This is a genomic window from Pseudomonas sp. RIT-PI-q, assembly GCF_001297125.1.
In the GTDB taxonomy this organism is placed as follows: domain Bacteria; phylum Pseudomonadota; class Gammaproteobacteria; order Pseudomonadales; family Pseudomonadaceae; genus Aquipseudomonas.
In genome coordinates this window covers 76,821-100,380 of the sequence record NZ_LHPC01000049.1, presented here as the reverse complement: position 1 = coordinate 100,380, position 23,560 = coordinate 76,821, and the positions used below count along the sequence as shown (strand labels likewise).

Here is a 23,560-nt window from a genome sequence, read left to right as displayed (position 1 = left end):
CGCGTTATCGTTGACGCCTTTCGCGAGCAAGCTCGCTCCTACAGAAGGCCTTGTCAGCTTTGCCGGCTACGCAACTCCTCGACGCTTATCTCGCGCATCCGGAATTTCTGGATCTTGCCGGTCACGGTCATCGGGAATTCCTCGACGAACTTGAAGTGACGCGGTGTCTTGAAGTGCGCGATGCGCTCCTTGCACCAGGCTTGCAGTTCCTGCTCGGTAGCGCTGTGGCCCGGGTGGAATTTGATCCAGGCGACAATCTCTTCGCCATAACGCGAACACGGAATGCCGATCACTTGCACGTCCGCCACCGCCGGGTGGGTAAAAAAGAACTCTTCCAGCTCGCGGGGGTAAATATTCTCACCGCCGCGGATGATCATGTCCTTGTTCCGCCCGGCAATGCACACGTAGCCCTCGTCGTTCATGCTCGCCAGATCACCGGTGTGCATCCAGCCCGCCTGGTCGATGGCTTCCGCCGTCCCTTGCGGATTGTTCCAGTAGCCGAGCATCACGCTGTAACCGCGAGTGCACAGCTCACCGATGGTGCCGCGCGGTACGAGGTTGCCCGCTTCGTCGATGATTTTGCTTTCCAGTTGCGGTTGGGTGCGGCCGACGGTGGTGACGCGCAATTCCAGCTCGTCTGACGGACCGGTCTGCAACGACACCGGACTTGTTTCCGTCATGCCGTAGGCAATCTGCACTTCGCTCATGTGCATTTCACTGATGACCCGGCGCATGACCTCGATCGGGCAGGTCGCCCCGGCCATGATCCCGGTGCGCAGGCTCGACAGATCGAACTCTGCCCGTTTGGGTTGATCGAGCATGGCGATGAACATAGTCGGTACGCCATACAGCGCGGTGGCCTTTTCCTCGGCGACGGTGCTCAGGGTCAGCAGCGGATCGAACGCATCGTTGGGGTAAATCATGGTGCTGCCGTGGGTGATGCAACCGAGGTTGCCCATGACCATGCCGAAGCAGTGATACAGCGGCACCGGAATCACCAGCCGATCATCGGCGCTCAGGCCGAGGCTTTCGCCGACCATGTACCCGTTGTTGAGAATGTTGTAGTGACTGAGGGTCGCGCCCTTGGGGAAACCGGTGGTGCCGGAGGTGTACTGGATATTTACCGCCTGGTCGAAATGCAGGCTGTCCTGGCGCTCGTGCAAGTGTTCAACCGAGATGCCATTAGCCAGATCGGCCAGTTGCGACCACGGCAGGAAACCCGAGGGCGGCTGCGCATCCAGGCTGATAACCCCGCGCAGCTCCGGCAGGCGTTCGCACTGCAACTTGCCGATGGATTGCTCCGCCAGCTCCGGCACCAGCCCTTGCAGCATGGCGTGATAGTCGGAAGTCTTGAAGGCACCGGCGCAGACCAGCCATTGGCAGCCGGACTGCTTTAATACGTATTCGAGTTCGGAGCTGCGGTAGGCCGGGTTGATGTTGACCAGAATCACACCGATTTTCGCACTGGCGAACTGGCTGATGCACCACTGGGCGCAGTTCGGTGCCCAGATGCCCAGACGATCACCGGTCTGCAAACCCAGCGCCAGCAGCGCCCGGGCATGCACGTCCACGGCTGCGGACAGTTGCTGCCACGTGTAGCGCAACTGTTGATGACGCACGACCAGCGCCTCCCCGGTCGGGTACTGCGCGACGGTGTTATCGAATGCCTGACCGATGGTCATCGCCAGCAAGGATTTATCCTGGGAACCACGGGTATAGCTGCGCTGCGGGCTTGCACTGGGTTGATCCATGACGACCCCTATTGTCTTTATTGTGTAGGAGCAAGCTTGCTTGCGAAGGACGTCGGAGCACCGCGTAAATTCAGGCAGCACCCGTCTTCGTTAACGTCCATCGCGAGCAAGCTCGGCTCCTACAGAATCACCTAAGTTGACGTTAACGTAAAGGGTGATTGACAGCCATTCGTCACAGGCTTACGTTAACGTAAAGGTGAGAGCCAAATCACTGCCCTCCCCGCCCTACAAAAAAGCCAAAAGGTGACCCATGAGCTACCCATCCCTGAACTTTGCCCTCGGTGAAACCATCGACATGCTGCGCGATCAGGTTCAGTCCTTCGTCGCCAAAGAGATCGCCCCGCGCGCCGCTCAGATCGACATCGACAACCTGTTCCCCGCCGACTTGTGGCGCAAATTCGGCGACATGGGCCTACTCGGCGTTACCGTGCCGGAAGAGTACGGCGGCGCTGGCCTGGGTTACCTGGCGCACGTAGTCATCATGGAAGAAATCAGCCGTGGCTCGGCCTCGGTCGCCTTGTCCTACGGCGCGCACTCCAACCTCTGCGTCAACCAGATCAACCGCAATGGCAATCACGAGCAGAAAATCAAATACCTGCCGAAGCTGATCAGCGGCGAACACATCGGCGCCCTGGCCATGAGCGAACCGAATGCCGGTTCCGACGTGGTGTCGATGAAACTGCGCGCCGACAAACGCGGCGATCACTACGTCCTCAACGGCAGCAAAACCTGGATCACCAACGGCCCGGACGCCAACACCTATGTGATCTACGCCAAGACCGACCTTGAAAAAGGTCCTCACGGCATTACCGCGTTCATCGTCGAACGTGATTCCAAAGGCTTCAGCCGCAGCAACAAATTCGACAAGCTCGGCATGCGCGGCTCGAACACCTGCGAACTGTTCTTCGACGACGTTGAAGTGCCGGAAGAAAACATCCTCGGCGTGCTCAACGGCGGCGTGAAAGTGCTGATGAGCGGCCTCGATTACGAACGCGTCGTGCTGTCCGGCGGCCCGACCGGGATCATGCAATCGTGCATGGACCTGATCGTGCCGTACATCCACGACCGCAAGCAGTTCGGCCAGAGCATCGGCGAATTCCAGCTGATCCAGGGCAAAGTCGCCGACATGTACACCCAACTCAACGCCAGCCGCGCCTACCTCTACGCGGTCGCCCAGGCTTGCGAGCGCGGCGAAACCACGCGCAAGGACGCCGCCGGGGTGATCCTCTACAGCGCCGAACGCGCCACGCAAATGGCCCTCGACGCGATCCAGATTCTCGGTGGCAACGGCTACATCAACGAATTCCCGGCCGGCCGTCTGTTGCGTGACGCCAAGCTGTACGAAATCGGCGCCGGCACCAGTGAGATCCGTCGCATGCTGATCGGTCGCGAACTGTTCAACGAAACCCGCTAAACGGAGCTGTCCATGGCTATCCTGCATACCCAGCTCAACCCCCGTTCGGCGGAGTTTGCCGCCAATAGCGCGGCGATGCTCAAACAGGTCGACGCCCTGCACACCTTGCTCGCCCAAGTGCAGCAAGGTGGCGGCCCGAAGGCTCAAGAACGCCACACTTCGCGGGGCAAATTGCTGCCTCGCGAGCGCATCAATCGTCTGCTCGATCCGGGCTCGCCGTTTCTTGAGATCAGCCAACTGGCGGCCTACGAGGTGTACGGCGAAGACGTTCCAGCTGCTGGCGTAATTGCCGGGATCGGCCGTGTCGAAGGCGTCGAATGCATGATCGTCGCCAACGATGCCACCGTGAAAGGTGGCTCGTACTACCCGCTGACCGTGAAAAAACACCTGCGCGCCCAAACCATCGCCCAGCAAAACCGCCTGCCGTGCATTTATCTGGTGGACTCGGGCGGCGCCAACCTGCCGCGTCAGGATGAAGTGTTTCCGGACCGCGAACACTTCGGCCGGATCTTCTTCAACCAGGCCAACATGAGCGCCATGGGCATTCCGCAGATCGCGGTGGTCATGGGTTCGTGCACGGCGGGCGGTGCTTATGTGCCGGCCATGGCCGACGAAGCGATCATGGTGCGCGAGCAAGCGACGATTTTCCTCGCCGGCCCGCCGCTGGTGAAAGCCGCCACCGGTGAAGTGGTCAGCGCCGAGGACCTGGGCGGTGCCGATGTGCACTGCAAGATTTCCGGGGTCGCCGACCATTACGCGGAAAGCGACGAACACGCCCTCGCCATTGCACGACGCAGCATCGCCAACCTCAACTGGCGCAAGCTCGGCGAAGTGCAGCAACGCACGCCGATCGCGCCGCTTTATAGCAGCGACGAGTTGTACGGCGTTGTTTCGGCGGACGCCAAGCAGCCGTTCGACGTGCGCGAGGTCATTTCGCGGCTGGTCGACGGTTCGGTGTTCGACGAGTTCAAGGCGCTGTTCGGGACGACGCTGGTGTGTGGCTTTGCCCACTTGCACGGTTACCCGATCGCGATCCTCGCCAACAACGGCATCCTCTTCGCCGAAGCCGCGCAGAAAGGCGCGCACTTCATCGAACTGGCCTGTCAGCGTGGCATTCCGTTGCTGTTCCTGCAAAACATCACCGGCTTCATGGTCGGCCAGAAATACGAGGCTGGCGGCATCGCCAAGCACGGCGCAAAACTGGTGACCGCCGTGGCGTGCGCCAAGGTGCCGAAATTCACCGTGATCATTGGTGGCAGCTTCGGCGCCGGTAACTATGGTATGTGCGGCCGGGCTTACGATCCGCGTTTCCTGTGGATGTGGCCGAACGCGCGGATCGGTGTGATGGGTGCCGAACAAGCGGCTGGCGTGCTGGTGCAGGTCAAGCGGGAACAGGCTGAGCGCAGTGGCCAGGGTTTCAGCGCCGAGCAGGAAGCCGAGATCAAGCAACCGATCCTCGACCAGTACGAAGAACAGGGCCATCCGTATTATTCCAGCGCGCGCTTGTGGGACGACGGCGTCATCGACCCGGCGCAGACCCGCGATGTACTGGCCCTGGCCTTGTCGGCGTCGCTGAACGCGCCAATCGAACCGAGCCGCTTCGGCGTGTTCCGGATGTGATCCTGTAGGAGCCGGCTTGCCGGCGAAGGCGTCTTCATCGGCGCTGCAAGGCTCAAGGCCGCCTTCGCTGGCAAGCCAGCTCCTACACAGTGCCGTGGAGAACGGAAGAATATGAGCGACTTCAACACCCTCGAACTGCTGACCGACCCACGGGGTTTTGCGACCCTGTGGCTCAGCCGTGAAGAAAAGAACAACGCCTTCAACGCCGAAATGATCCGCGAACTGATCCTCGCCCTGGACAAGGTATCGAGCGATGCCAGCCTGCGATTCCTGCTGGTGCGTGGCCGTGGCAAACACTTCAGCGCCGGCGCCGACCTGGCCTGGATGCAGCAATCGGCCGAACTCGATTACCACACCAACCTCGACGACGCCCGGGAACTCGCGGAGTTGATGTACAACCTCGCGAAGCTGAAAGTTCCGACCGTGGCCGTTGTGCAAGGCGCGGCATTCGGCGGCGCGCTGGGCCTGATCAGTTGCTGCGACATGGCCATCGGTGCCGATGACGCGCAGTTCTGCCTGTCGGAAGTGCGCATCGGCCTGGCCCCGGCGGTGATCAGCCCGTTCGTGGTGCAAGCCATCGGTGAGCGCGCGGCACGCCGTTATGCGTTGACCGCCGAACGTTTCGGCGGGCAACGGGCACGGGAAATCGGCTTGTTGTCGGAGAGTTATCCGGCGGCTGAGCTGGAACAGAACGTCGAACAGTGGATCGACAACCTGCTGCTCAACAGCCCGGCCGCCATGCGCGTCAGCAAGGACTTGCTGCGCGAAGTCGGCAACGGTGCGCTGACCCCGGCCCTGCGTCGCTACACCGAAAACGCTATCGCCCGAATTCGCGTCAGCCCCGAAGGCCAGGAAGGTCTGCGGGCCTTTCTGCAAAAACGTCCGCCGAGCTGGCAAGCCGCAACCACCACCAAGGAGCCGCGTTGATGAGCGCACCTGTCATTACCTCTCTGCTGGTGGCCAACCGTGGCGAAATCGCGTGCCGCGTGATGCGCACCGCCAAGGCTCTGGGCCTGACCACCGTGGCCGTGCACAGCGCCACCGACCGTGACGCTCGGCACAGCCGCGAAGCGGATATCCGCGTCGACCTCGGTGGCAGCAAAGCCGCCGACAGTTACCTGCAAATCGACAAACTGATCGCCGCCGCCAAGGCCAGTGGCGCACAGGCGATTCATCCGGGTTATGGCTTTCTTTCCGAGAACGCCGGGTTCGCCCGCGCCATCGAAGAAGCGGGCCTGATTTTCCTCGGCCCGCCCGCCTCGGCCATCGACGCCATGGGCAGCAAATCCGCCGCCAAAGCCTTGATGGAAACCGCCGGCGTGCCGCTGGTGCCGGGCTATCACGGTGAAGCGCAAGACCTCGACACCTTCCGCGATGCCTGCGAGCGCATCGGTTATCCGGTGCTGCTCAAAGCCACGGCGGGTGGCGGCGGCAAAGGCATGAAAGTGGTCGAGGACGTCAGCCAACTGGCCGAAGCCCTGGCCTCGGCCCAGCGTGAAGCGAAATCCTCGTTCGGCGATTCGCGGATGCTCGTGGAGAAATACCTGCTCAAGCCGCGCCACGTGGAAATCCAGGTGTTCGCCGACCAGCACGGCAATTGCCTGTACCTCAACGAACGTGACTGCTCGATTCAGCGCCGGCACCAGAAAGTCGTCGAAGAAGCACCGGCTCCCGGCCTGAGCCCGGAATTGCGTCGCGCCATGGGCGAAGCCGCTGTGCATTCGGCACAAGCCATCGGTTACGTCGGCGCCGGCACCGTTGAGTTTCTGCTGGACTCGCGCGGCGAGTTCTTCTTCATGGAAATGAACACGCGCCTGCAAGTCGAACACCCGGTCACCGAAGCCATCACCGGCCTCGACCTGGTGGCCTGGCAGATTCGCGTCGCCCGTGGCGAAGCGCTGCCAATGACACAGGCCGAGGTTCCGCTGGTAGGCCATGCGATCGAAGTGCGGCTGTATGCCGAGGACCCGAGCCATGATTTCCTGCCGGCCACCGGGCGTCTGGAGTTGTATCGCGAATCCGCCGAAGGTCCGGGGCGGCGTGTCGACAGTGGCGTCGAGGAAGGCGATGAGATCTCGCCATTCTACGACCCGATGCTCGGCAAGCTGATTGCCTGGGGCGAGGACCGTGAACAGGCGCGGCTGCGCTTGCTGAGCATGCTCGATGAATTTGCGATTGGCGGGCTCAAGACCAACATCAACTTCCTGCGCCGGATCATCGGCCACCCGGCGTTTGCCGCGGCTGAACTGGATACCGGGTTCATCCCGCGTTATCAGGAACAACTGCTGCCAGCACCTGCCGACCTCAGCGACGAGTTCTGGCAAGCCGCCGCCCAGGCGTTTGCCCAGAGCCAGCCGCGCTCAACCCGCGCCGATGACCTGGGTTCGCCGTGGGCCAACAGCAACGGTTTCCGCGCGGGCCTGCCGACAGAAATCACCCTGCACTTGAGCTGCGAAGGGCAAGACCGGGCGCTGACCCTGGGCGCGTCCGATGCGCACACGGCACAGCTCAAGGGCGAACAATTGCTGACCGAGCACGACGGCGTACGCCGCCAGCATCGGGCAATCCGCCGTGGTGATTTCGTGTACCTGCAATGGGAAGGTGAATTGCGCCGCATCGAGTCTTATGACCCGATCAGTGCCGTCGAAGCCAGTCATAGCCATCAAGGCGGGCTCACCGCGCCCATGAACGGCAGCATCGTGCGGGTGTTGGTCGAGGCCGGGCAAACGGTCGAGGCCGGGGCGCAGCTGGTGGTGCTGGAAGCGATGAAGATGGAGCACAGCATTCGTGCGCCACACGCAGGCGTGATCAAGGCGTTGTATTGCCAGGAAGGCGAGATGGTCAGCGAAGGCAGCGCGCTGGTCGAGTTGGAAGAAGCCTGAAACGAAGATCGGTCCTACGCCTTGCGAGGACCGATCTGATCAGAACTTGGCTGTTGCCTGAACCACCACGCCGATGATTCGGCACTCTTCGGTGAACAGGGCTTTCGGATACGTCGGATTGAGCGGGACCAGGTAACGCTGCCCGCCCTCTTCGATCAGCTTGCGAAACGTCGCCTCGGCGCTGTCCTGCCACCGCGCGATCACCAGTTTTCCGGGTTCCGGCACAATGGCCGGGTCCACCAGTATCATCATGCCCTCGGCGATACTGATACCGCTGGGCGCGGTCATCGCATCGCCCACCACACTCAACCAGAAAGCCGGGCCCTGGGCGTGGTAGTCGGTCAGCTCATAGCGCTCCTTGCTACACAGTTTCAGCTCACCCTCGCGCGCCTCAGCCGGCTCCCGCCAGTCGCTGACCGGATAGCGGAAGTACGGGTTGTACTTGTGCGCCAGCGGTATCTCGTCAGCGTCCGGGACGAGTGGCTCGCGGATCACCAGCGCCACTTCGAGAAAGTCCATTCCGAGCGCTTTCAACACGCGATTCATGTTGTCGATGCCGGGCTCGCGACGTTTATTCAGCCAGTGGCCGACGCCGCCCTGGGACATCCCGAGGCGTTCAGCGAGTATCTCTTGAGTGACTTTGAGTTCACTCATCTTGGCCTTGACCAATTCAATCCATTTATCCATGTGCGGCACGATACGTGGGCGCCTCCGGCCATCAAAACACAACTTGTAGTATTTAAATTCTCGTCACAAATACACTTCGTACTAGGATTGGTTCACGGATCTGAATCTAACACGGAGCTTGCCCCCGCCATGAATATCCCCAGCAATGACCTGCCTGACATGCAAATCGACACCAGCCTCACCTCCCCCCAAGGCTCTGCCGCTGCGCAGCGCGCGCTGGACTATTACTTGAAACCAGCTGTTTCAGAAGAGGTGGTCGAGGAACGCTTCTTTGATGTGAACCGCAACATCAGCTGCGAAGAGGCTTTGGTTCATGCGTCAGATCTGCTGCGTTGTGCCGCCGCGACAGCCTTCGAGTCAGCCAACAACCTGCAAGGCGCACCTCGGGATCTGGCGTTTTCGACCGTGCACATGATCGACATGGCCAAGGCGATGGTGGATCGGTCCCTGGAGGACCATCAGAACAGGTGAGACGGAGGTGTTTACGAGGAGGACGGGAAAGAATTTTCCAATCGCGCAGATAAAATCATTTGACTTGCAAACGAGAATGATTATTATTGCATGTAGCTGGTCGCGAGATCAGTCGATTGTCCAAGGAACCTTAGGTCGGTCTCCTGGACTCTCTCCTCATCAGGCTAATCACGGTTTTTGACCCGGCTTTTTGCCGGGTCTTTTTTTTGCCAGTTATTCTGGCTTTACCTTCAGGCTAATGAAGTCTTTAGGTGCTGCAAATTCGAATGGCGCGGATGATATCAAAAGAATGTCCGTTGGCAAGAGATGCCCGGCATCATTGGGCCAAACTAATGAAAAATAGCACTTGAGAATCAATCGCACAGTCTCTAAGCTGCGTCGGCGTCAAGGAGGACGCCCCCCTTTCACCCCGCAATTTCCCCCGGTTTTTCCCTTCCCAGCGTGTAAAGTAGCAGCCATAAAATCATAATCAGGAATCGACTATGACCGTGGCTAAATCCTCTTTCGACATCAGTGCCAACTTCGACAGTGGCAACATTGAAGTGCTGGACATCAGCAACCCATTGCAAGCCCTGCTGGCCATCAAGCCAGACACGCGCAGCCCGCACTTTCAGTGGTTCCACTTCAAGGCCAGCGGTCTGCACGTCGGTCAGGAGCACTGGTTTCGTCTGAACAATGCCAGCAAATCTTCGTACAACAAGGCGTGGGATGGTTATCAGGCCGTAGCCTCCTACGACCACGTCAACTGGTTCCGGGTGCCGACCATCTTCGAAGGCGACTGCCTGCGCTTCAGCCTCGAAGCCACGGCTACCCACGCCTGGTTCGCCTACTTCGAACCCTACAGCCGTGGCCGTCATGACTGGCTGATCGAGCAGGCACTGACCAAGGCTGGCACCGAGCTGCTGGCCACCGGCAAGAGCGCCGAAGGGCGTGATATTCAGCTGCTACGTAAAGGCACTGGCGCCGAAGGTCAGCGCAAGGTCTGGATGATTGCCCAGCAACACCCGGGCGAACACATGGCCGAATGGTTCATGGAAGGTGTGATCGAACGCCTGGAAAAACACGACGACCCGGTCCTCAACAAACTGCTGGCCAGCGCCGACCTGTACCTGGTGCCGAACATGAACCCGGACGGCGCCTTCCACGGTCACCTGCGCACCAACGCCATGGGCCAGGACCTGAACCGCGCGTGGCAGAGCGCCAGCCAGGAAATCAGCCCGGAAGTGTTTTTCGTACAACAGCAGATGGAAAAGTACGGCGTCGACCTGTTCCTCGACATCCACGGCGATGAAGAAATTCCCTACGTATTCACCGCCGGTTGCGAAGGCAATCCTGGTTATACGCCGCGGATCGAGAAGCTCGAAACCCACTTCCGCGATCACTTGAAGCACCTGACCAAAGACTTCCAGACCAAGCACGGCTACACCCGAGATGAGCCGGGCAAGGCCAACATGACGCTGGCGTGCAACAGCGTTGGGCAAAAATTTGACTGCTTGTCGCTGACGTTGGAGATGCCGTTCAAGGACAATAATGACGCGCCGAATGCGTTGACTGGGTGGTCGGGGAAGCGATCGAAGCAGTTGGGGAAGGATGTGTTGACGACGGTGGCGGAGATGGTCAATACCCTACGCTGATCATCGTTTTCACGTATCAAGATCAAAAGATCGCAGCCTTCGGCAGCTCCTACAGGTGTACACAAAACCCTGTAGGAGCTGGCGAAGCCTGCGATCTTTTGACGTTTCACTCAGCCACAACCCGCACACAATCCTCCGGACCCAGCAAACGTCCATCCTCGGCGCGTAACTCCAACCGGCGCACGGGCTGCCCATGAGCTCGGTCAACCACCCGCGAACGCGCCTCCCCTGCCTCATAGAAAAACGCCTCCCCCCACTGTCGCAATCCAATGATCAACGGGAACAGGCCTTTGCCTTTCTCGGTCAGCACGTATTCCTGATAAGCGCTGCCATCCGAGGCCGGCACCAGGTCGAATATCCCGTGGGCCACCAGCGTCCGCAGGCGCGCCGAGAGAATGTTTTTCGCCATGCCCAGATTGCGTTGGAACTCACCGAACCGGCGGATGCCATCGAACGCATCGCGCACGATCAGCAATGACCACCAATCGCCAATGGCATCCAGTGAACGGGCAACCGGGCATTCGGCGTCTTCCATGCTTGTACGTTTGGCCATGAATACGCTCTCGACAACAAATGTGGTTGCAATATAAAACCGGACTCCTTACCGTACAACTGGTTTTATTTAGAAACCACTTTAGGAGCCTGGCATGAAGCCCAATCAACCAATTCTCAGCACTGGCGTGGTGCTGCTATTTGCTGTCGCGTGCGGACTCGCCGTTGGCAACGTGTATTACGCACAGCCGCTGCTCGATGCCATGGCCAAGGCGTTCGCCATGGATACGGCAACCATCGGCATTATCGTCACGCTCACTCAGGTCGGTTATGGCGTCGGATTGTTGCTGTTGGTGCCGCTCGGCGATCTGCTGAACCGTCGACGTTTGATCGTCACGCAAACCCTTTTATCAGTGTTGGCCTTGTTGATGATCGCTCTGGCCTCGAACAGCGCTTGGCTGCTGATCGGAATGACGTTGACCGGTTTGCTCGCGGTCGTGACTCAGGTGCTGGTGGCCTATGCCGCGACGTTGGCAGTGCCGGCGCAACGAGGGCGTGTGGTGGGTGTGATTACCAGCGGCATCGTCGTCGGTATTTTGCTGGCCCGGACAGTGTCCGGCGGCATGGCTGACCTGGCCGGCTGGCGCTCGATCTATCTGTTGTCGGCGGGTTTGACGCTGGTGATGGCGCTGCTGTTGTTCCGCGTGCTGCCCAAGCATGAAGCCGCCAAAACCCGCAGCAGTTACAGCGCGTTGATCGGCTCGGTGTTCACGTTGTTCAAGGAAGAACCGGTGTTGCGTCAACGGGCCATCCTGGCGCTGCTGACCTTCGCCAGCGCCATGGTGTTGTGGACGCCCATGGTGTTGCCGCTGAGCGCACCGCCGCTGTCGTTGTCCCACACCCAAATCGGATTATTCGGACTGGCAGGGGCCGCCGGCGCCTTGGCTGCCGCCCGCGCCGGGCATCCGGCCGGTCGTGGCTGGGGTCAATGGACCAGCGGTTTGTCACTGTTATTGATGCTGGTTTCCTGGTTGCCTATCGCGCTCACCCAGTCCTCACTGTGGGCCTTGCTGCTTGGGGTGATCACGCTGGATCTGGGTTTGCAGGCCGTGCATGTCACCAGCCAAAGCATGATTTATAGCGTGCGCCCCGAAGCCCAAAGTCGACTCACCGCCGGTTACATGCTGTTTTATTCGATTGGCAGCGCCCTGGGCTCGATCGGTTCAACGGCGATGTATGCCTGGGCCGGGTGGATGGGTGTGTGCCTGTTAGGTGCAAGCATCAACGCCGTGGCATTGATTTACTGGTGGCGAACACTCGCCACCCAGACCCAACCGCTGGAAGCCGCCTCACACTGACCATGTAGCAGCGGGCGAAGCCTGCGTCCGGCTGCGAAGCAGTCGTCAAGCCATTCACCTCGGTCAATCTGAATAACCGCGGCGTTTGGTTTTGCGACTGCTTCGCAGCCGAACGCAGCCTCGCAAGCTCGACAGCTGCTACAGGTTTTCGCGGGGGATCAGTGGCGATCCTTCCCCCGCAGCATGCTGTCCAGCACCTCGTCGCGACGTATCCAACCGTGAAACAACGCCGCCGCCAAATGCAGCAGCACCGTCAGGAACAGCAGGTACGCCAAGTACCCATGCGCCTTGCGCAGGAACGCAAACACCTGCGCATTCGCTGGCACGATCGATGGCAATTGCAGCGAGCTGCTAAGCATCACCGGATCGCCTGCCGCCGATATCATCGCCCAGCCCAGCAGCGGCAAAATCAGCATCAGCGCATACAGCAAGACATGCGACGCCTTGGCCGCCAGCGCCTGCCAGCCCGGTAAATCCGCCGGCAACGGAGGTTGTTGCGTGGAGAAGCGCACCCCCAGGCGGACGATCACCAGCAGCAGGATCGCGACACCCAAGGGTTTGTGCAAATGGATCAGCCACTCATGGCGTTCAGACACCGAGGCGGCCATGCCCGCGCCAATAAACAGCATGGCGATGATCATCAACGCCATCAGCCAGTGCAGCAGCCGCGCCAGTGGTGCGAAATGAGTCGGTTGAGTGCTCATTGTTTAGCCTCCTGTTTAGCGGCGGGCAACTGGCTGACTTCGCTGGTGCGACGCAAATAGGAACTGGCGTAACCGGCTGAACGCGCGGCGAGCAGCGGGTCGTCGGAACCTTCGATCCCGGCCGGCAATACCAGCGGGTCGTAGTTGATGTCACGGCACTCGCCGTTGAGTTGTGGTTGGGTGCTTTCGAGTACCAGGGTCCCGGCATTCAGCACCTTGCGGCCGTCGGGCCAGGCCTTGCTCGCATCGTTGACCGGATCGCCGGGGTTGGCCAGGGTGATGTTCAACTGCCAACGCAACGGCCCTGCGGACATACGTTGCACCAGGTCTTTCTCCAGGAACTCGCCGCCCTCCGGCGCCGTTGCGCCCGCCGCATCCTGCGCTACCGGCACCATGCTCCAGCGCACCGCCTGCCGTTGCCCGGACGCGTTCACCAGGTAAAACGCATTGACGCTGTTGTAGGTTTCCGTCACGTAACTGGCCGACGGTTTGGCGGTTTTGATCCAGTCCAGAAACGGCGCGGCTTCCGGATGCGAACCAAAGAACGCGGGCACGGCCGCCGGATTCGGTTTACCGGTGGCCGGGTCTGGCGATTGGGCTTGCTGCAATTGATAGAACGCTTCGGGCGTGCCCACCGGGAACACCGGCATGCTGTTCATTCCGGTGCGCCATTGTTGGCCGTTGGCTTGGGTGAAACGCAGCGCCAGGCTGCGGATCGGCACGCTGTTGTCCGGCGCATAAGGATTACCGGCCGGCAGAGCGAAACGTCCTACCACCGGGGTCCGCGGGTCATTGAATACCTGTGCAGTGGAATAGCTGCGCGCCTCGCCGCTGCTCTCGAAATGCCCGATCACGCACACCCCTTTGGAGTGATTACGTCGAAACCCCGGGTGCACACCGTTGTTGGTCTCCAACACATTGATCAGCTTTTTCGGCGTCAGGCGCTGTGGGTCAAAGGTGCCATTGACGTAGGCAAAAGCCCCGGCCACAACGGCGACAACCACGGCAATGCCGGCCAAACGCACTATCAAGTTTGCGGTACTCAGCGGTGGCCGGGTGGGCGGTGATGAACGATCTACCATGAATGACTCCAGGGCCATCGGCCACAAGTGAGAAGAATCAAGCAGACGAACCCCACGAGGGTTTATTCCCTCGTGCGGTATTTATTTTTTCAGGCGTGGAATAACCTCGGACACCGGGCGTCTTCCTAGTCCACAGCGTAGTGACTAGAAAAAAGTTCATGAACGATATCGACGAACAACTGAGAGAAATCATTCCCAGATTGCGCCGGTTTGCCGTATCGCTGACGCGCAATCCCAGCAGCGCCGACGATCTGGTGCAGGCGAGTCTGGAACGGGCGCTGTCGAGTTGGGCCGACAAACGCCCCGAGGGCGATTTGCGCGCCTGGCTGTTTTCGATCCTTTATCGACAGTTTCTCGATGCCCACCGGCGCTCGCGGCGGTATGCGCGGATGCTCGAATTCTTTACCGGACGTGACGATGCGCAGCCGTCGGTGGAACGCACCGTGATTGCCCAATCGACCCTCAAAGCCTTCGATCAACTCCCGACCGAACAGCGCGCGCTGCTGCTCTGGGTGTCGGTGGAAGGCTTGAGCTACAAGGAGGTCGCCGAGATTCTCGACGTCCCCACCGGCACCGTGATGTCCCGCCTGTCCCGCGCCCGTCAGGCCTTGCGCCAACTCAGCGACGGCGAAATCACCCGCCCTTCCCTGCGGAGACTCAAATGATCAGCATGCCCCCAAGCGAGCATGACCTGCACGCCTACGTCGACCATCAGCTCAGCGATGCCGACCGACGTCTGGTGGACACTTTTCTGGCAAGCAACGCGGAAGTTGCCGCGCAGGTACGTGCCTGGCAACAGGACGCCCAGCAACTGCGCGCGGCACTCGGTGGTGCGTTGCAGCAACCGGCCAATCCGGACCTCGACCCGGCGCTGATTCGCCACCGCCTGAAACGGCAATCGCGCCGCCACCTGGCCAGCGCCGCCGTGTTGCTGATTGCGGTCAGTGTCGGCGGGTTGAGTGGCTGGCAAGCGCGGGAAATGACCCTTCTCAGCGCCGCGCTGCCGATGGCCGATGCGATGCAGGCGTACCGTCTGTTTGCCCAGCAAGGGATGTTGCCGGCCGACTACAAGGTCAGCGACGACGGCGATATGCAGGGCTGGCTCGACCGTTATTTCACCCAGGCCAATCGCTTGCCGGACCTCTCGGGCGCAGGTTTCAAACCGGTCAGCGGGCGCCTGCTCAGCACCGAGCAAGGGCCAGCGGCGATGGTGGTTTACGAGGACCACAGCGGGCACAAGGTCAGCTTCTACGTGCGACCGCCGGGGCCGAAAAACTACCTGTTGCCGAGGGGCAGTCGCAGCGATGGCGAGTTGCAGGCCGAGTATTGGTCGGGGGGCGGCTACAACTACGCGATGGTCAGCCCGAGCGATACACCAGCGGCGCAAATGCTCAAGCAAACCTTGCGGTTTTGATCACAGCGCAATCCTGTGGGAGAGGGCTTGCCCGCGATAGCAAACTGTCAGCCACCATCAATGTTGGATTTGCCGCCGTCATCGCGGGCAAGCCCGCTCCCACAGAGATTTGTGCAGGTTTCCAAGTCGTGTTCAACCCTGGCCAAACACTTGCGAAGGCCTGCGCAACAACGGATCAAACGGATTGATCCGCGGCCCGATCAGCGCCGCTTCGCGCTTGAGCATTTCCACCACTGTCGGCAAGCGATCCGGGCCGAGTCGATCACTCACGGTCGCCACGCTCAACGCCGCCACGGCCCGCCCTTCACGGTCCAGAATTGGCACAGCCACCCCGGCCATGCCTTGCAACACGCCAGTGTTGCGCCCTGCATAGCCGAGTTTGCGCACGTTCTCGACTTCCGAGCGCAGGAACACCTCGTCGTACAGGTGGAAATCCTTCAACCGCGGCAGGTTGTAGTGAATCACCGTGTCGCGCTCCTCCTCCGGCAGAAACGCCAGAATCGCCAGGCTGCCCTGCCCCACGCCCAGCGCCACTCGGCCACCGATATCCCCGGTAAACGTGCGAATCGGAAACGGTCCTTCACTGCGGTCCAGGCAGATCGCATCGAAGCCACTGCGTGCCAGCAAAAACAACGAATCGCCCAACGACGCCGACAGCCGCAGCAACGCCGGCCGCACCAGTTCGCGCAGGTTGCCGCTGTTGCCGGCGCGAGCGGCCAGGGCAAAAAACTCCAGGCTCAGGCGATAGCGTTTGCTGCGTGCATCCTGCTCGACCATACCCTCGTCCATCAGGCTGCGCAGCAGGCGGTGGGTGGTCGGTTGCGACAACCCGATGCGTTGAGCCAGTTGCGTCACGCGCTCCCCGCCCTCGACGGTGTCCCCCAGGCTGCGCAGCACGGCAAACAGCCTTGAGACCGCGCCGACACCGACTTCATTTTTGTTTTCATTCCGCTCAATGGAATCTGACATGGGTTATCTCGATAATTAATTTACTCACCGAATGAAACTGAAAATAGTCATCGCTTCAGTGAAATAGGCCATTGAGCCCATCCTAGTCTTCGTCCTACTCTGCGTCCATCAGGGGCGATTCGAACAACAGCGGCAGCCGACCCACGTCGAGCGCCAACGCACCCAGCAACCTCTTTTCGTATCTGCCCATACAAAAAAGCGCGACCTCAGGCCGCGCATAACAATCTCAGGTGGAGCGCAGTTATGGCTTTTGTGCAACTTGAAGGACTCGGCAAACGTTATGGCGAGATCGACGCCGTCGTCGCCACCAACCTCTCGGTCGAGAAAGGCGAGTTCGTCTCGCTGCTCGGCCCCTCCGGCTGCGGTAAAACCACCCCCCTGCAAATGATCGCCGGCTTCGTTGAAGTCAGCAGCGGACGCATCGTGCTGGCCGGTCGCGACATCACCCCCGCCAACCCCGCCAGTCGCGGTTTGGGGGTGGTGTTCCAGAGTTACGCGCTGTTTCCGCACATGACCGTCAAAGACAACGTCGCCTTCGGCCTGCGCATGCGCAAAGTGCCCAACGGCGAGTTGCAGCAACGGGTCGACCGGGTGCTGAAACTGGTGCGGCTCGACCAGCATGCCGAGCGTTATCCACGGGAATTGTCCGGCGGCCAGCGCCACCGGGTTGCCCTGGCCCGCGCGCTGGTGATCGAGCCACCGGTGCTGCTGCTCGATGAACCATTGTCGAACCTCGACGCCAACCTGCGCGAAGAGATGCAATTCGAAATCCGCCGCATCCAGCGCGAAGTCGGGATCACCACGTTGATGGTCACCCACGACCAGTCCGAAGCGCTGTCCATCAGTGACCGCGTGGTGGTGATGCAGGCCGGGCGCATCACCCAGATCGACGCGCCTTACACCCTTTACGAACACCCGCGCACCGAGTTCATTTCCGGGTTCGTCGGCAAGGCCAACCTGTTGCCCGGCGAGCGTGATGAGGCAGGTGTGGTCCAGGTCCGCAGTGGCGGTGAACTGACCCTCAGCCTGCGCCCGGAAAAAATCGACCTGCGGGAAAAAGGTCAGGGCCGTCTGCAAGGCAACATCGTCAGCCGCTTCTTTCTCGGCAGCCAATGGTTGTATGGCGTCTCGACGACCCTGGGCGAACTCAGCGTGGTGCGCCGCAACGACGGATCGGCACCGATGTGCGAGGGCACGGCAGTTGGCCTGGACTGGGACGCTGCGCTGTTGCGGGTGCTGAGTGTCGACGAGGTGTCGGCATGAGTACGCTCGTTTCCATTCGTCAGGGCCGCCAGGGTTATTGGCTATCGGCACCGGCCCTGGCTTTGTACCTCGGTTTGCTGGTGATCCCGTTGGGCCTGACGCTGCTGCTGTCGTTCAACGTCTTCGACTACAGCTCGGGAATCAACGGCGACGCCTACACCCTCGATCATTACAGCAGCCTGCTGGGTGATCCGTACTTCTACGAAATCTTTCTGCGCACGATGTGGATCAGCGCCCTGACCACCCTGCTCTGCGTGGTGAACGGTGTGCCCGAGGCCTACATCCTCAGCCGCATGGGTGCGCCGTGGCGCTCGATTTTCCTGATTCTGATCCTCACGCCGCTGTTGATTTCGGTGGTGGTACGCGCCTTCGGCTGGAGCCTGTTGCTCGGTGCCGACGGCCTGGTCAACCAGACCTTGCAAGCCTTCGGCGGCTCGCCAATGAAGCTGCTCTACACGCCGTTCGCGGTGGTGATTGCGCTGGTGCACGTGATGCTGCCGTTCATGATCATTCCGGTCTGGACCTCGTTGCAGAAACTCGATCCGGCCGCCGAGCAGGCTGCGTTGTCGCTGGGCGCCAGCCATTTCACGGTGATGCGCCAAGTGGTGCTGCCGCAGATCATGCCCGGTGTGCTCTCCGGCACGTTGATCGTGTTCGGCCTCGCCGCCAGCTCGTTCGCGATTCCCGGCTTGCTCGGCGGACGCCGCCTGAAGATGGTCGCGACGCTGATCTACGACCAGTACCTGTCGGAGCTCAACTGGCCGATGGGCGCCGCGATTGCCGTGGCCCTGCTGTTGCTCAACCTGCTGATCATGCTGTCGTGGAACCGGATGATCGAAGGCCGCTACAAGAAGTCATTGGGATAACTCGTCATGTCCAAGAACGGTCCTTTCGCCCTGCTGTTCCATGCCCTGGTGGTGCTGTTCATGCTCGCGCCGCTGGTGGTGGTGTGCCTGGTGGCCTTCACCCCGGAAAACACCCTGAGTTTGCCGACCACCGACTTTTCCCTGCGCTGGTTCCGCGCAGTATTCGAGCGTGCCGACTTTGTCGATGCGTTCTACAACAGCCTGATCCTGGCGTTCTGCGCCGCCACGTTGGCGACGCTGATCGCGGTGCCGGCAGCGTTGGCGATCACGCGTTTCGAATTCCCCGGCCGGGATTTTTTTAACGGGCTGTTTCTGTCACCGATCATCATTCCGCACCTGGTGCTGGGGGTGGCGTTGCTGCGCTTGTTTGCATTGATGGGGGTGAACGGCAGCTTCGGCTGGCTGATCTTTGCCCACGTGCTGGTGATCACGCCGTATGTGTTGCGGTTGGTGCTGGCGTCGGCGATCGGTCTGGATCGCAGTGCTGAACATGCGGCGCAATCGTTGGGTGCCGGGCGTTTCACACTGTTCCGGCAGATCACCTTGCCGATGATTCTGCCGGGGGTCGCCGGAGGGTGGTTGCTGGCGTTTATCAACAGTTTCGACGAGGTCACGCTGTCGATCTTCGTCACCTCGCCGGCCACGCAAACCTTGCCGGTGCGGATGTACGTGTACGCCACCGAATCCATCGATCCGATGATGGCGGCGGTGTCGGCACTGGTGATTGGTCTGACGGCGTTGACGATGATTTTGCTTGATCGGGTCTATGGCCTGGATCGGGTTCTGGTGGGTAAACAATGAGGGCGCCATGGCTCTGCTGAAACGACTGGCCGAAGGCGACCGCCCGGCCCTGGACTTTACCCTCGACGGCCAACCGGCCAGCGGCCTGCTCGGCGACACCGTGCTGACGGCGGTGCTGACCTGCAGCGAACACCTGCGCGGCAGCGACTTCAGCGCCGAACCCCGCGCCGGGTTTTGCCTGATGGGCGCCTGTCAGGACTGCTGGGTACGCCTGGGCGATGGTCGCCGGGTGCGGGCCTGTTCGACATTACTTGAGGCCGGGCAGCAGATCAGCCGTGAACCGGGGCGTTCGCTATGAACACCGCTAACCAATGTAGGAGCAAGCTTGCTCGCGATAGCAATCTGTCAGCCACCTTCGATGTTGAATGGGCCGCCGTCTTCGCTGGCAAACCAGCTTCTACAGGGGGGGTGTGTCGGGCACAAATCGAAGGGGGGAGCGGGCTTGCCCGCGATGGGGCCCGCAAGCATACACAGCCGAGGTGGGTATGAATTCTGTGGTCATCGTCGGCGCCGGTCCCGCCGGGATCCGTGCTGCGCAAACCCTGGTTGCTCACGGCGTGCGTCCTGTTTTGCTGGATGAAGCAGCGCGTGGTGGCGGGCAGATTTATCGGCGTCAGCCGGCCAATTTCAAGCGTTCACCGGGCAAGCTGTATGGCTTCGAAGCCAGCAAGGCCAGCGCGCTGCATCAAACCATCGACGAGCTGCGCGAGCACCTCGATTACCGCCCCGAGACCCTGGTGTGGAATGCCGAAGACGGTGCTCTCGACACCTTGCATGAAGGCCGTGCCGCACGCTTGGCGTTCTCCCGGCTGATTGTCGCGACGGGCGCCACCGACCGGATTCTGCCAGTACCCGGCTGGACGCTGCCGGGGGTCTACAGCCTCGGCGCGGCGCAGATCGCCCTGAAGTTCCAGGGATGCGCCATCGGCGAACGCGTGGTGTTCGCCGGCAGCGGACCGTTGCTGTATTTGGTGGCGTATCAATACGCCAAGGCCGGCGCGAAGGTGGTTGCGGTGCTCGACAGTTCACCGTTCAGCGCTCAGGCCCGCGCCCTCCCCGGCCTGCTGTCACAACCGGCCACACTGGCTAAAGGCATTTATTACCGCGCCTGGCTGACCGCCCATGGCATCCCGGTGCATCAAGGCGCCAGCCTGACCCAAATCAACGGCCAACAACGCGTGCAATCACTGAGCTGGCGCAACGCAAAAGGCCCGCAACACATCGACTGCGACGCCGTCGCCTTCGCCCATGGCTTGCGCAGTGAAACCCAGCCCGCCGACTTGCCCGGCTGCGCATTCGCCTGGAACCCGCTCACCCGCGCCTGGCTGCCGCAACGTGACAGCGCCGGTCGCAGCAGTGTCGCCGAGGTTTATCTGGCCGGTGATGGCGCCGGCATCATGGGTGCCGACGCCGCCGAAATGGCCGGTGAACGGGCCGCCCTGGCGTTGCTCGAAGACATCGGCTACCTGATCCCGTCAGAGCGCCCCGCGCACCTGGAACATTCCCTGATGCGCATCGGCGAGTTTCGTCAGGGCCTGGAACGGGCCTTCGCCTTTCCCGAAGACTGGGCCACTCACGTCGCGGATGACGTGATGATCTGCCGTTGCGAGGAAGTCGCGGCCGGAGACATTCGCCAGGTCGTGCGCGAAGGCCATTGGGAAATCAACCGGGTCAAAGCCCACTGCCGCGTCGGCATGGGTCGCTGTCAGGGCCGGATGTGCGGCGCAGCAGCAGCGGAAATCATTGCCTGCGAAAGCCAACGTGATGTGTCCGACATTGGCCGCTTGCGGGCTCAGGCGCCGATCAAACCCCTGCCGTTTGGTCTGGAGGTCGAGGCATGATCGAGGTCGATGCAGTGATCATTGGCGGCGGCATTGTCGGCGCCTCCGCCGCGCTGTTCCTGAGCAAGGCCGGTCGCCGTGTTGCGCTGCTGGAGCGGGACTTTTGCGGCTCGCATTCCAGCGGCGTGAACTACGGCGGCGTGCGTCGTCAGGGCCGGCCGCTATCGCAACTGCCCTTGTCACAACGGGCGCATGAAATCTGGAGTCGACTGCCGCAACTGATCGGCATCAACGGCGAATATCAACGCAGCGGCCACTTGAAATTGGCCCGCAGCCTCAACGATCTGCACGCCTTGCAGGACTATGCCGCCAGCAGTCAGGGCTTCGGCCTCGATCTGCAAGTGCTCGACCGCAACGAGTTGCGCGAGCGTTTTCCGTGGGTCGGTGAGGTGGCGGTCGGCGCCTCGTTCTGCCCGGACGACGGTCACGCCAACCCGCGCCTGGTGTCCCCGGCGTTTGCCCAGGCCGCACGTCGGCATGGCGCGCAACTGCATGAACAGTGCGCGGTGAATGTGGTGGAACACGACGGTCAGCGCTTTCGTGTCAGCACACAAAACGGTCTCGAACTGCGGGCGCCCTGGCTGCTGAACTGCGCCGGCGCCTGGGCCGGAAACCTCGCCGCGCAATTCGGCGAAGCGGGGCCGATGCCCGCCGGGCACCCGGCGATGCTGGTCACCGAACCGTTGCCACTGGTGATGAACGCCAGCGCCGGCGTCGAGGGCGGCGGCATTTATGCCCGACAGGTCGCGCGCGGCAATTGCGTGTGGGGCGGCGGCCAGGGGTTTGCCCTCGACGACGCTCGCGCCCGTCCCGGCCAGCACGCGGTGATCGAGATCCTGCGCCAGGCCGTCGAACTCTACCCGTTTCGTGAGGGCGCCCAGGCCATTCGCACCTGGAGCGGCACCGAAGGTTACCTGCCCGATCGCCAACCGGTGATCGGCCACAGCAGCACGCAACCCGGTCTGTTGCATGCGTTCGGCTTTGCCGGCGCCGGTTTCCAGATCGGCCCGGCGGTGGGCCAGGCGCTCACCGAAATAATCTGCAGCGGCACGTCAACCACGCCGCTGGATGCGTTTTCCATCACCCGGTTTCACTCCATCTCCGTTGCTTGATAGAGGAAGGTCGCGCCAATGAATAACGTCAAACGCACTGCATTGCTGGGTTTCTCCTGCCTGAGCGCCCTGTTCACCGTCAGCCAGGCCCAGGCCGAACCGACGCTTTACCTGGGCATGAACGGCGGCACCATGGAACGGCTGTACGCCGACAAAGTGCTGCCGGTGTTCGAGAAGGCCAACAACGTCAAAGTGGTGATCGTGCCTGGCACCTCGGCCGATATTCTGGCCAAGGTCCAGGCCAGCAAAGGCAACCCGCAGATGCACGTAATGTTCCTCGACGACGGCATCATGTACCGCGCCATCGCCATGGGCCTGTGCGACAAACTCGAAGACAGCGCACCGCTGGCGCAGATTCCGGCCAAAGGGCGGATCAAGGAACAAGCCGTGGCGGTCAGCCTCGGGGTGACTGGGCTGGCGTACAACACGCGGTTGTTCAAGGAAAAAGGCTGGAGCGCGCCGACCTCATGGATGGACATGGCTGACCCGCGCTTCAAGGACAAACTGGTGTTCCAGTCGATGGCCTCTTCGACCTTCGGCCTGCACGGGTTCCTGATGTTCAACCGGATTCAGGGCGGCAGCGAAACCGACGTCGAGCCAGGCTTCAAGGCGTGGCCAAATACGGTCGGGCGTAACGTGCTGGAGTACATTCCGAGCTCGGCGAAGATTTCCGAAATGCTCCAGACCGACGAAGCGGCGTTGTTCCCGCTGACGCCGACCCAGGTCACCGCCCTGAAACTCAAGGGCATGCCGGTGGAATACGCGCAACCGAAGGAAGGCGCCGTGGTGCTCAACGTCGCTGAATGCGCCATCGCCAACAACACCCAGCCGGAACTGGCGCAGAAACTCGCCGCGTTCCTGCTGACACCTGAAGCACAAGCCGCCGCGCTTGAAGATGGCGACCAGATCCCGTCCAACCCGAACACCCCGACCACCGACAAGACCCGCGGTCAGGTCGAGGCGATGAAGCAATACCTGACCACCGCCATTGCGATCGATTGGGATCAGGTCAACGAACAGCGTCCGGCGTGGAATGCGCGGTGGAATCGCAGCATCGAGCGCTAACGAACTGAGACAAGACGATTGAGGCAACAAAGCAACCCCTGTGGGAGCGGGCTTGCCCGCGATAGCGGTGCGTCAGACAACATCAATGTCGACTGATGCGTCGCCTTCGCGGGCAAGCCCGCTCCCACAGGTTT

22 protein-coding genes are annotated in these 23,560 nt (G+C 61.3%); 16 read left to right on the top strand and 6 right to left on the bottom strand.

Annotated features, from left to right (window positions below; all coding sequences use genetic code 11):
• Positions 1-53 precede the first annotated feature (53 nt).
• Positions 54-1,751 (bottom strand): AMP-binding protein, encoded by a 1,698-nt coding sequence (locus AEQ67_RS25605; protein ID WP_059406572.1) that lies wholly within the window; start codon positions 1,749-1,751, stop codon positions 54-56.
• A 250-nt stretch (positions 1,752-2,001) separates the two neighbouring features.
• On the opposite strand from AEQ67_RS25605, the gene AEQ67_RS25600 reads away from it, so the two are divergent.
• The 4 genes from AEQ67_RS25600 (at position 2,002) to AEQ67_RS25585 (ending at position 7,667) form a co-directional block, all read left to right on the top strand.
• Positions 2,002-3,165 carry an isovaleryl-CoA dehydrogenase gene (locus AEQ67_RS25600; RefSeq protein ID WP_059406571.1) on the top strand — a complete coding sequence of 388 codons (1,164 nt, stop codon included), beginning with the start codon at positions 2,002-2,004 and terminating at the stop codon, positions 3,163-3,165.
• Between the two features lie 12 nt (positions 3,166-3,177).
• Complete coding sequence (locus AEQ67_RS25595) at positions 3,178-4,785, top strand: carboxyl transferase domain-containing protein (protein WP_059406570.1); 1,608 nt, start codon at positions 3,178-3,180, stop codon at positions 4,783-4,785.
• Positions 4,786-4,896: 111 nt separating this feature from the next.
• Positions 4,897-5,712, top strand: a complete 816-nt coding sequence (locus AEQ67_RS25590; protein WP_059406569.1) for a gamma-carboxygeranoyl-CoA hydratase — start codon at positions 4,897-4,899, stop codon at positions 5,710-5,712.
• Positions 5,712-7,667, top strand: a complete 1,956-nt coding sequence (locus tag AEQ67_RS25585) for an acetyl/propionyl/methylcrotonyl-CoA carboxylase subunit alpha (protein WP_059406568.1) — start codon at positions 5,712-5,714, stop codon at positions 7,665-7,667. The genes AEQ67_RS25590 and AEQ67_RS25585 overlap by 1 nt, the downstream gene beginning before the upstream one ends.
• A 39-nt stretch (positions 7,668-7,706) precedes the next feature.
• On the opposite strand, the gene AEQ67_RS25580 is transcribed toward AEQ67_RS25585, so the two are convergent.
• Entirely contained in the window at positions 7,707-8,354 is a 648-nt protein-coding gene (locus AEQ67_RS25580) for a LexA family protein (RefSeq protein ID WP_059406567.1), read from the bottom strand.
• A gap of 129 nt (positions 8,355-8,483) precedes the next feature.
• Here AEQ67_RS25580 and AEQ67_RS25575 point away from each other — a divergent pair, with 129 nt between their 5' ends.
• Complete coding sequence (locus AEQ67_RS25575; RefSeq protein ID WP_059406566.1) at positions 8,484-8,825, top strand: DUF6124 family protein; 342 nt, start codon at positions 8,484-8,486, stop codon at positions 8,823-8,825.
• Between the two features lie 482 nt (positions 8,826-9,307).
• Positions 9,308-10,459 (top strand): M14 family metallopeptidase, encoded by a 1,152-nt coding sequence (locus AEQ67_RS25570; protein ID WP_059406565.1) that lies wholly within the window; start codon positions 9,308-9,310, stop codon positions 10,457-10,459.
• Positions 10,460-10,565: 106 nt separating this feature from the next.
• Here the strand turns inward: AEQ67_RS25570 and AEQ67_RS25565 are convergent, their stop codons facing one another.
• Positions 10,566-11,012 (bottom strand): winged helix-turn-helix transcriptional regulator, encoded by a 447-nt coding sequence (locus AEQ67_RS25565; protein WP_059406564.1) that lies wholly within the window; start codon positions 11,010-11,012, stop codon positions 10,566-10,568.
• Between the two features lie 94 nt (positions 11,013-11,106).
• Here AEQ67_RS25565 and AEQ67_RS25560 point away from each other — a divergent pair, with 94 nt between their 5' ends.
• Positions 11,107-12,309 (top strand): MFS transporter, encoded by a 1,203-nt coding sequence (locus AEQ67_RS25560; RefSeq protein ID WP_059406563.1) that lies wholly within the window; start codon positions 11,107-11,109, stop codon positions 12,307-12,309.
• A 158-nt stretch (positions 12,310-12,467) separates the two neighbouring features.
• Here the strand turns inward: AEQ67_RS25560 and AEQ67_RS25555 are convergent, their stop codons facing one another.
• Both AEQ67_RS25555 and AEQ67_RS25550 read right to left on the bottom strand, forming a co-directional pair.
• Complete coding sequence (locus tag AEQ67_RS25555; RefSeq protein ID WP_059406562.1) at positions 12,468-13,013, bottom strand: cytochrome b; 546 nt, start codon at positions 13,011-13,013, stop codon at positions 12,468-12,470.
• Entirely contained in the window at positions 13,010-14,095 is a 1,086-nt protein-coding gene (locus tag AEQ67_RS25550) for a catalase family peroxidase (RefSeq protein ID WP_059406561.1), read from the bottom strand. Before AEQ67_RS25550 ends, AEQ67_RS25555 begins: the two co-directional genes overlap by 4 nt.
• Before the next feature lie 158 nt (positions 14,096-14,253).
• Here AEQ67_RS25550 and AEQ67_RS25545 point away from each other — a divergent pair, with 158 nt between their 5' ends.
• Together AEQ67_RS25545 and AEQ67_RS25540 are read left to right on the top strand one after the other, a co-directional pair.
• A complete protein-coding gene (locus AEQ67_RS25545) occupies positions 14,254-14,760 on the top strand; it encodes an RNA polymerase sigma factor (RefSeq protein ID WP_059406560.1) in 507 nt (168 codons plus the stop codon).
• The gene (locus tag AEQ67_RS25540; protein WP_059406559.1) at positions 14,757-15,509 is read left to right on the top strand and encodes an anti-sigma factor family protein; all 753 of its coding nucleotides are present in this window, start codon (positions 14,757-14,759) and stop codon (positions 15,507-15,509) included. Before AEQ67_RS25545 ends, AEQ67_RS25540 begins: the two co-directional genes overlap by 4 nt.
• Before the next feature lie 132 nt (positions 15,510-15,641).
• Here the strand turns inward: AEQ67_RS25540 and AEQ67_RS25535 are convergent, their stop codons facing one another.
• The gene (locus AEQ67_RS25535; protein WP_059406558.1) at positions 15,642-16,478 is read right to left on the bottom strand and encodes an IclR family transcriptional regulator; all 837 of its coding nucleotides are present in this window, start codon (positions 16,476-16,478) and stop codon (positions 15,642-15,644) included.
• Positions 16,479-16,721: 243 nt separating this feature from the next.
• Between AEQ67_RS25535 and AEQ67_RS25530 the strand changes: the two genes are divergently transcribed.
• The 7 genes from AEQ67_RS25530 (at position 16,722) to AEQ67_RS25500 (ending at position 23,426) form a co-directional block, all read left to right on the top strand.
• Positions 16,722-17,741 carry an ABC transporter ATP-binding protein gene (locus tag AEQ67_RS25530; protein WP_059406557.1) on the top strand — a complete coding sequence of 340 codons (1,020 nt, stop codon included), beginning with the start codon at positions 16,722-16,724 and terminating at the stop codon, positions 17,739-17,741.
• Positions 17,738-18,607, top strand: coding sequence for an ABC transporter permease (locus AEQ67_RS25525; protein ID WP_059406556.1), 870 nt, complete (start codon positions 17,738-17,740; stop codon positions 18,605-18,607). The genes AEQ67_RS25530 and AEQ67_RS25525 overlap by 4 nt, the downstream gene beginning before the upstream one ends.
• Positions 18,608-18,613: 6 nt before the next feature.
• On the top strand, positions 18,614-19,408 hold the full coding sequence (locus AEQ67_RS25520; protein ID WP_059406555.1) for an ABC transporter permease: 795 nt from the start codon (positions 18,614-18,616) through the stop codon (positions 19,406-19,408).
• 7 nt (positions 19,409-19,415) lie between these two features.
• A complete protein-coding gene (locus AEQ67_RS25515; RefSeq protein ID WP_059406554.1) occupies positions 19,416-19,706 on the top strand; it encodes a (2Fe-2S)-binding protein in 291 nt (96 codons plus the stop codon).
• A 187-nt stretch (positions 19,707-19,893) separates the two neighbouring features.
• Positions 19,894-21,249, top strand: coding sequence for an FAD/NAD(P)-dependent oxidoreductase (locus tag AEQ67_RS25510; RefSeq protein WP_059406553.1), 1,356 nt, complete (start codon positions 19,894-19,896; stop codon positions 21,247-21,249).
• Complete coding sequence (locus tag AEQ67_RS25505) at positions 21,246-22,361, top strand: NAD(P)/FAD-dependent oxidoreductase (protein WP_059406552.1); 1,116 nt, start codon at positions 21,246-21,248, stop codon at positions 22,359-22,361. Before AEQ67_RS25510 ends, AEQ67_RS25505 begins: the two co-directional genes overlap by 4 nt.
• A gap of 18 nt (positions 22,362-22,379) precedes the next feature.
• Positions 22,380-23,426, top strand: a complete 1,047-nt coding sequence (locus tag AEQ67_RS25500; protein WP_059406551.1) for an ABC transporter substrate-binding protein — start codon at positions 22,380-22,382, stop codon at positions 23,424-23,426.
• The last annotated feature ends 134 nt before the right edge of the window (positions 23,427-23,560 follow it).

Excerpts from the sequence above, each read along its gene's own strand:
- AEQ67_RS25515 (WP_059406554.1), top strand. The coding sequence starts at position 19,416 with ATGGCTCTGCTGAAACGACTGGCCGAAGGCGACCGCCCGGCCCTGGAC.
- AEQ67_RS25585 (WP_059406568.1), top strand. The coding sequence starts at position 5,712 with ATGAGCGCACCTGTCATTACCTCTCTGCTGGTGGCCAACCGTGGCGAA.
- AEQ67_RS25520 (WP_059406555.1), top strand. The coding sequence starts at position 18,614 with ATGTCCAAGAACGGTCCTTTCGCCCTGCTGTTCCATGCCCTGGTGGTG.
- AEQ67_RS25565 (WP_059406564.1), bottom strand. The coding sequence starts at position 11,012 with ATGGCCAAACGTACAAGCATGGAAGACGCCGAATGCCCGGTTGCCCGT.
- AEQ67_RS25580 (WP_059406567.1), bottom strand. The coding sequence starts at position 8,354 with ATGGATAAATGGATTGAATTGGTCAAGGCCAAGATGAGTGAACTCAAA.
- AEQ67_RS25590 (WP_059406569.1), top strand. The coding sequence starts at position 4,897 with ATGAGCGACTTCAACACCCTCGAACTGCTGACCGACCCACGGGGTTTT.
- AEQ67_RS25525 (WP_059406556.1), top strand. The coding sequence starts at position 17,738 with ATGAGTACGCTCGTTTCCATTCGTCAGGGCCGCCAGGGTTATTGGCTA.
- AEQ67_RS25560 (WP_059406563.1), top strand. The coding sequence starts at position 11,107 with ATGAAGCCCAATCAACCAATTCTCAGCACTGGCGTGGTGCTGCTATTT.
- AEQ67_RS25505 (WP_059406552.1), top strand. The coding sequence starts at position 21,246 with ATGATCGAGGTCGATGCAGTGATCATTGGCGGCGGCATTGTCGGCGCC.
- AEQ67_RS25555 (WP_059406562.1), bottom strand. The coding sequence starts at position 13,013 with ATGAGCACTCAACCGACTCATTTCGCACCACTGGCGCGGCTGCTGCAC.
- AEQ67_RS25575 (WP_059406566.1), top strand. The coding sequence starts at position 8,484 with ATGAATATCCCCAGCAATGACCTGCCTGACATGCAAATCGACACCAGC.
- AEQ67_RS25550 (WP_059406561.1), bottom strand. The coding sequence starts at position 14,095 with ATGGTAGATCGTTCATCACCGCCCACCCGGCCACCGCTGAGTACCGCA.
- AEQ67_RS25595 (WP_059406570.1), top strand. The coding sequence starts at position 3,178 with ATGGCTATCCTGCATACCCAGCTCAACCCCCGTTCGGCGGAGTTTGCC.
- AEQ67_RS25605 (WP_059406572.1), bottom strand. The coding sequence starts at position 1,751 with ATGGATCAACCCAGTGCAAGCCCGCAGCGCAGCTATACCCGTGGTTCC.
- AEQ67_RS25510 (WP_059406553.1), top strand. The coding sequence starts at position 19,894 with ATGAATTCTGTGGTCATCGTCGGCGCCGGTCCCGCCGGGATCCGTGCT.
- AEQ67_RS25530 (WP_059406557.1), top strand. The coding sequence starts at position 16,722 with ATGGCTTTTGTGCAACTTGAAGGACTCGGCAAACGTTATGGCGAGATC.
- AEQ67_RS25600 (WP_059406571.1), top strand. The coding sequence starts at position 2,002 with ATGAGCTACCCATCCCTGAACTTTGCCCTCGGTGAAACCATCGACATG.
- AEQ67_RS25540 (WP_059406559.1), top strand. The coding sequence starts at position 14,757 with ATGATCAGCATGCCCCCAAGCGAGCATGACCTGCACGCCTACGTCGAC.
- AEQ67_RS25545 (WP_059406560.1), top strand. The coding sequence starts at position 14,254 with ATGAACGATATCGACGAACAACTGAGAGAAATCATTCCCAGATTGCGC.
- AEQ67_RS25500 (WP_059406551.1), top strand. The coding sequence starts at position 22,380 with ATGAATAACGTCAAACGCACTGCATTGCTGGGTTTCTCCTGCCTGAGC.
- AEQ67_RS25570 (WP_059406565.1), top strand. The coding sequence starts at position 9,308 with ATGACCGTGGCTAAATCCTCTTTCGACATCAGTGCCAACTTCGACAGT.
- AEQ67_RS25535 (WP_059406558.1), bottom strand. The coding sequence starts at position 16,478 with ATGTCAGATTCCATTGAGCGGAATGAAAACAAAAATGAAGTCGGTGTC.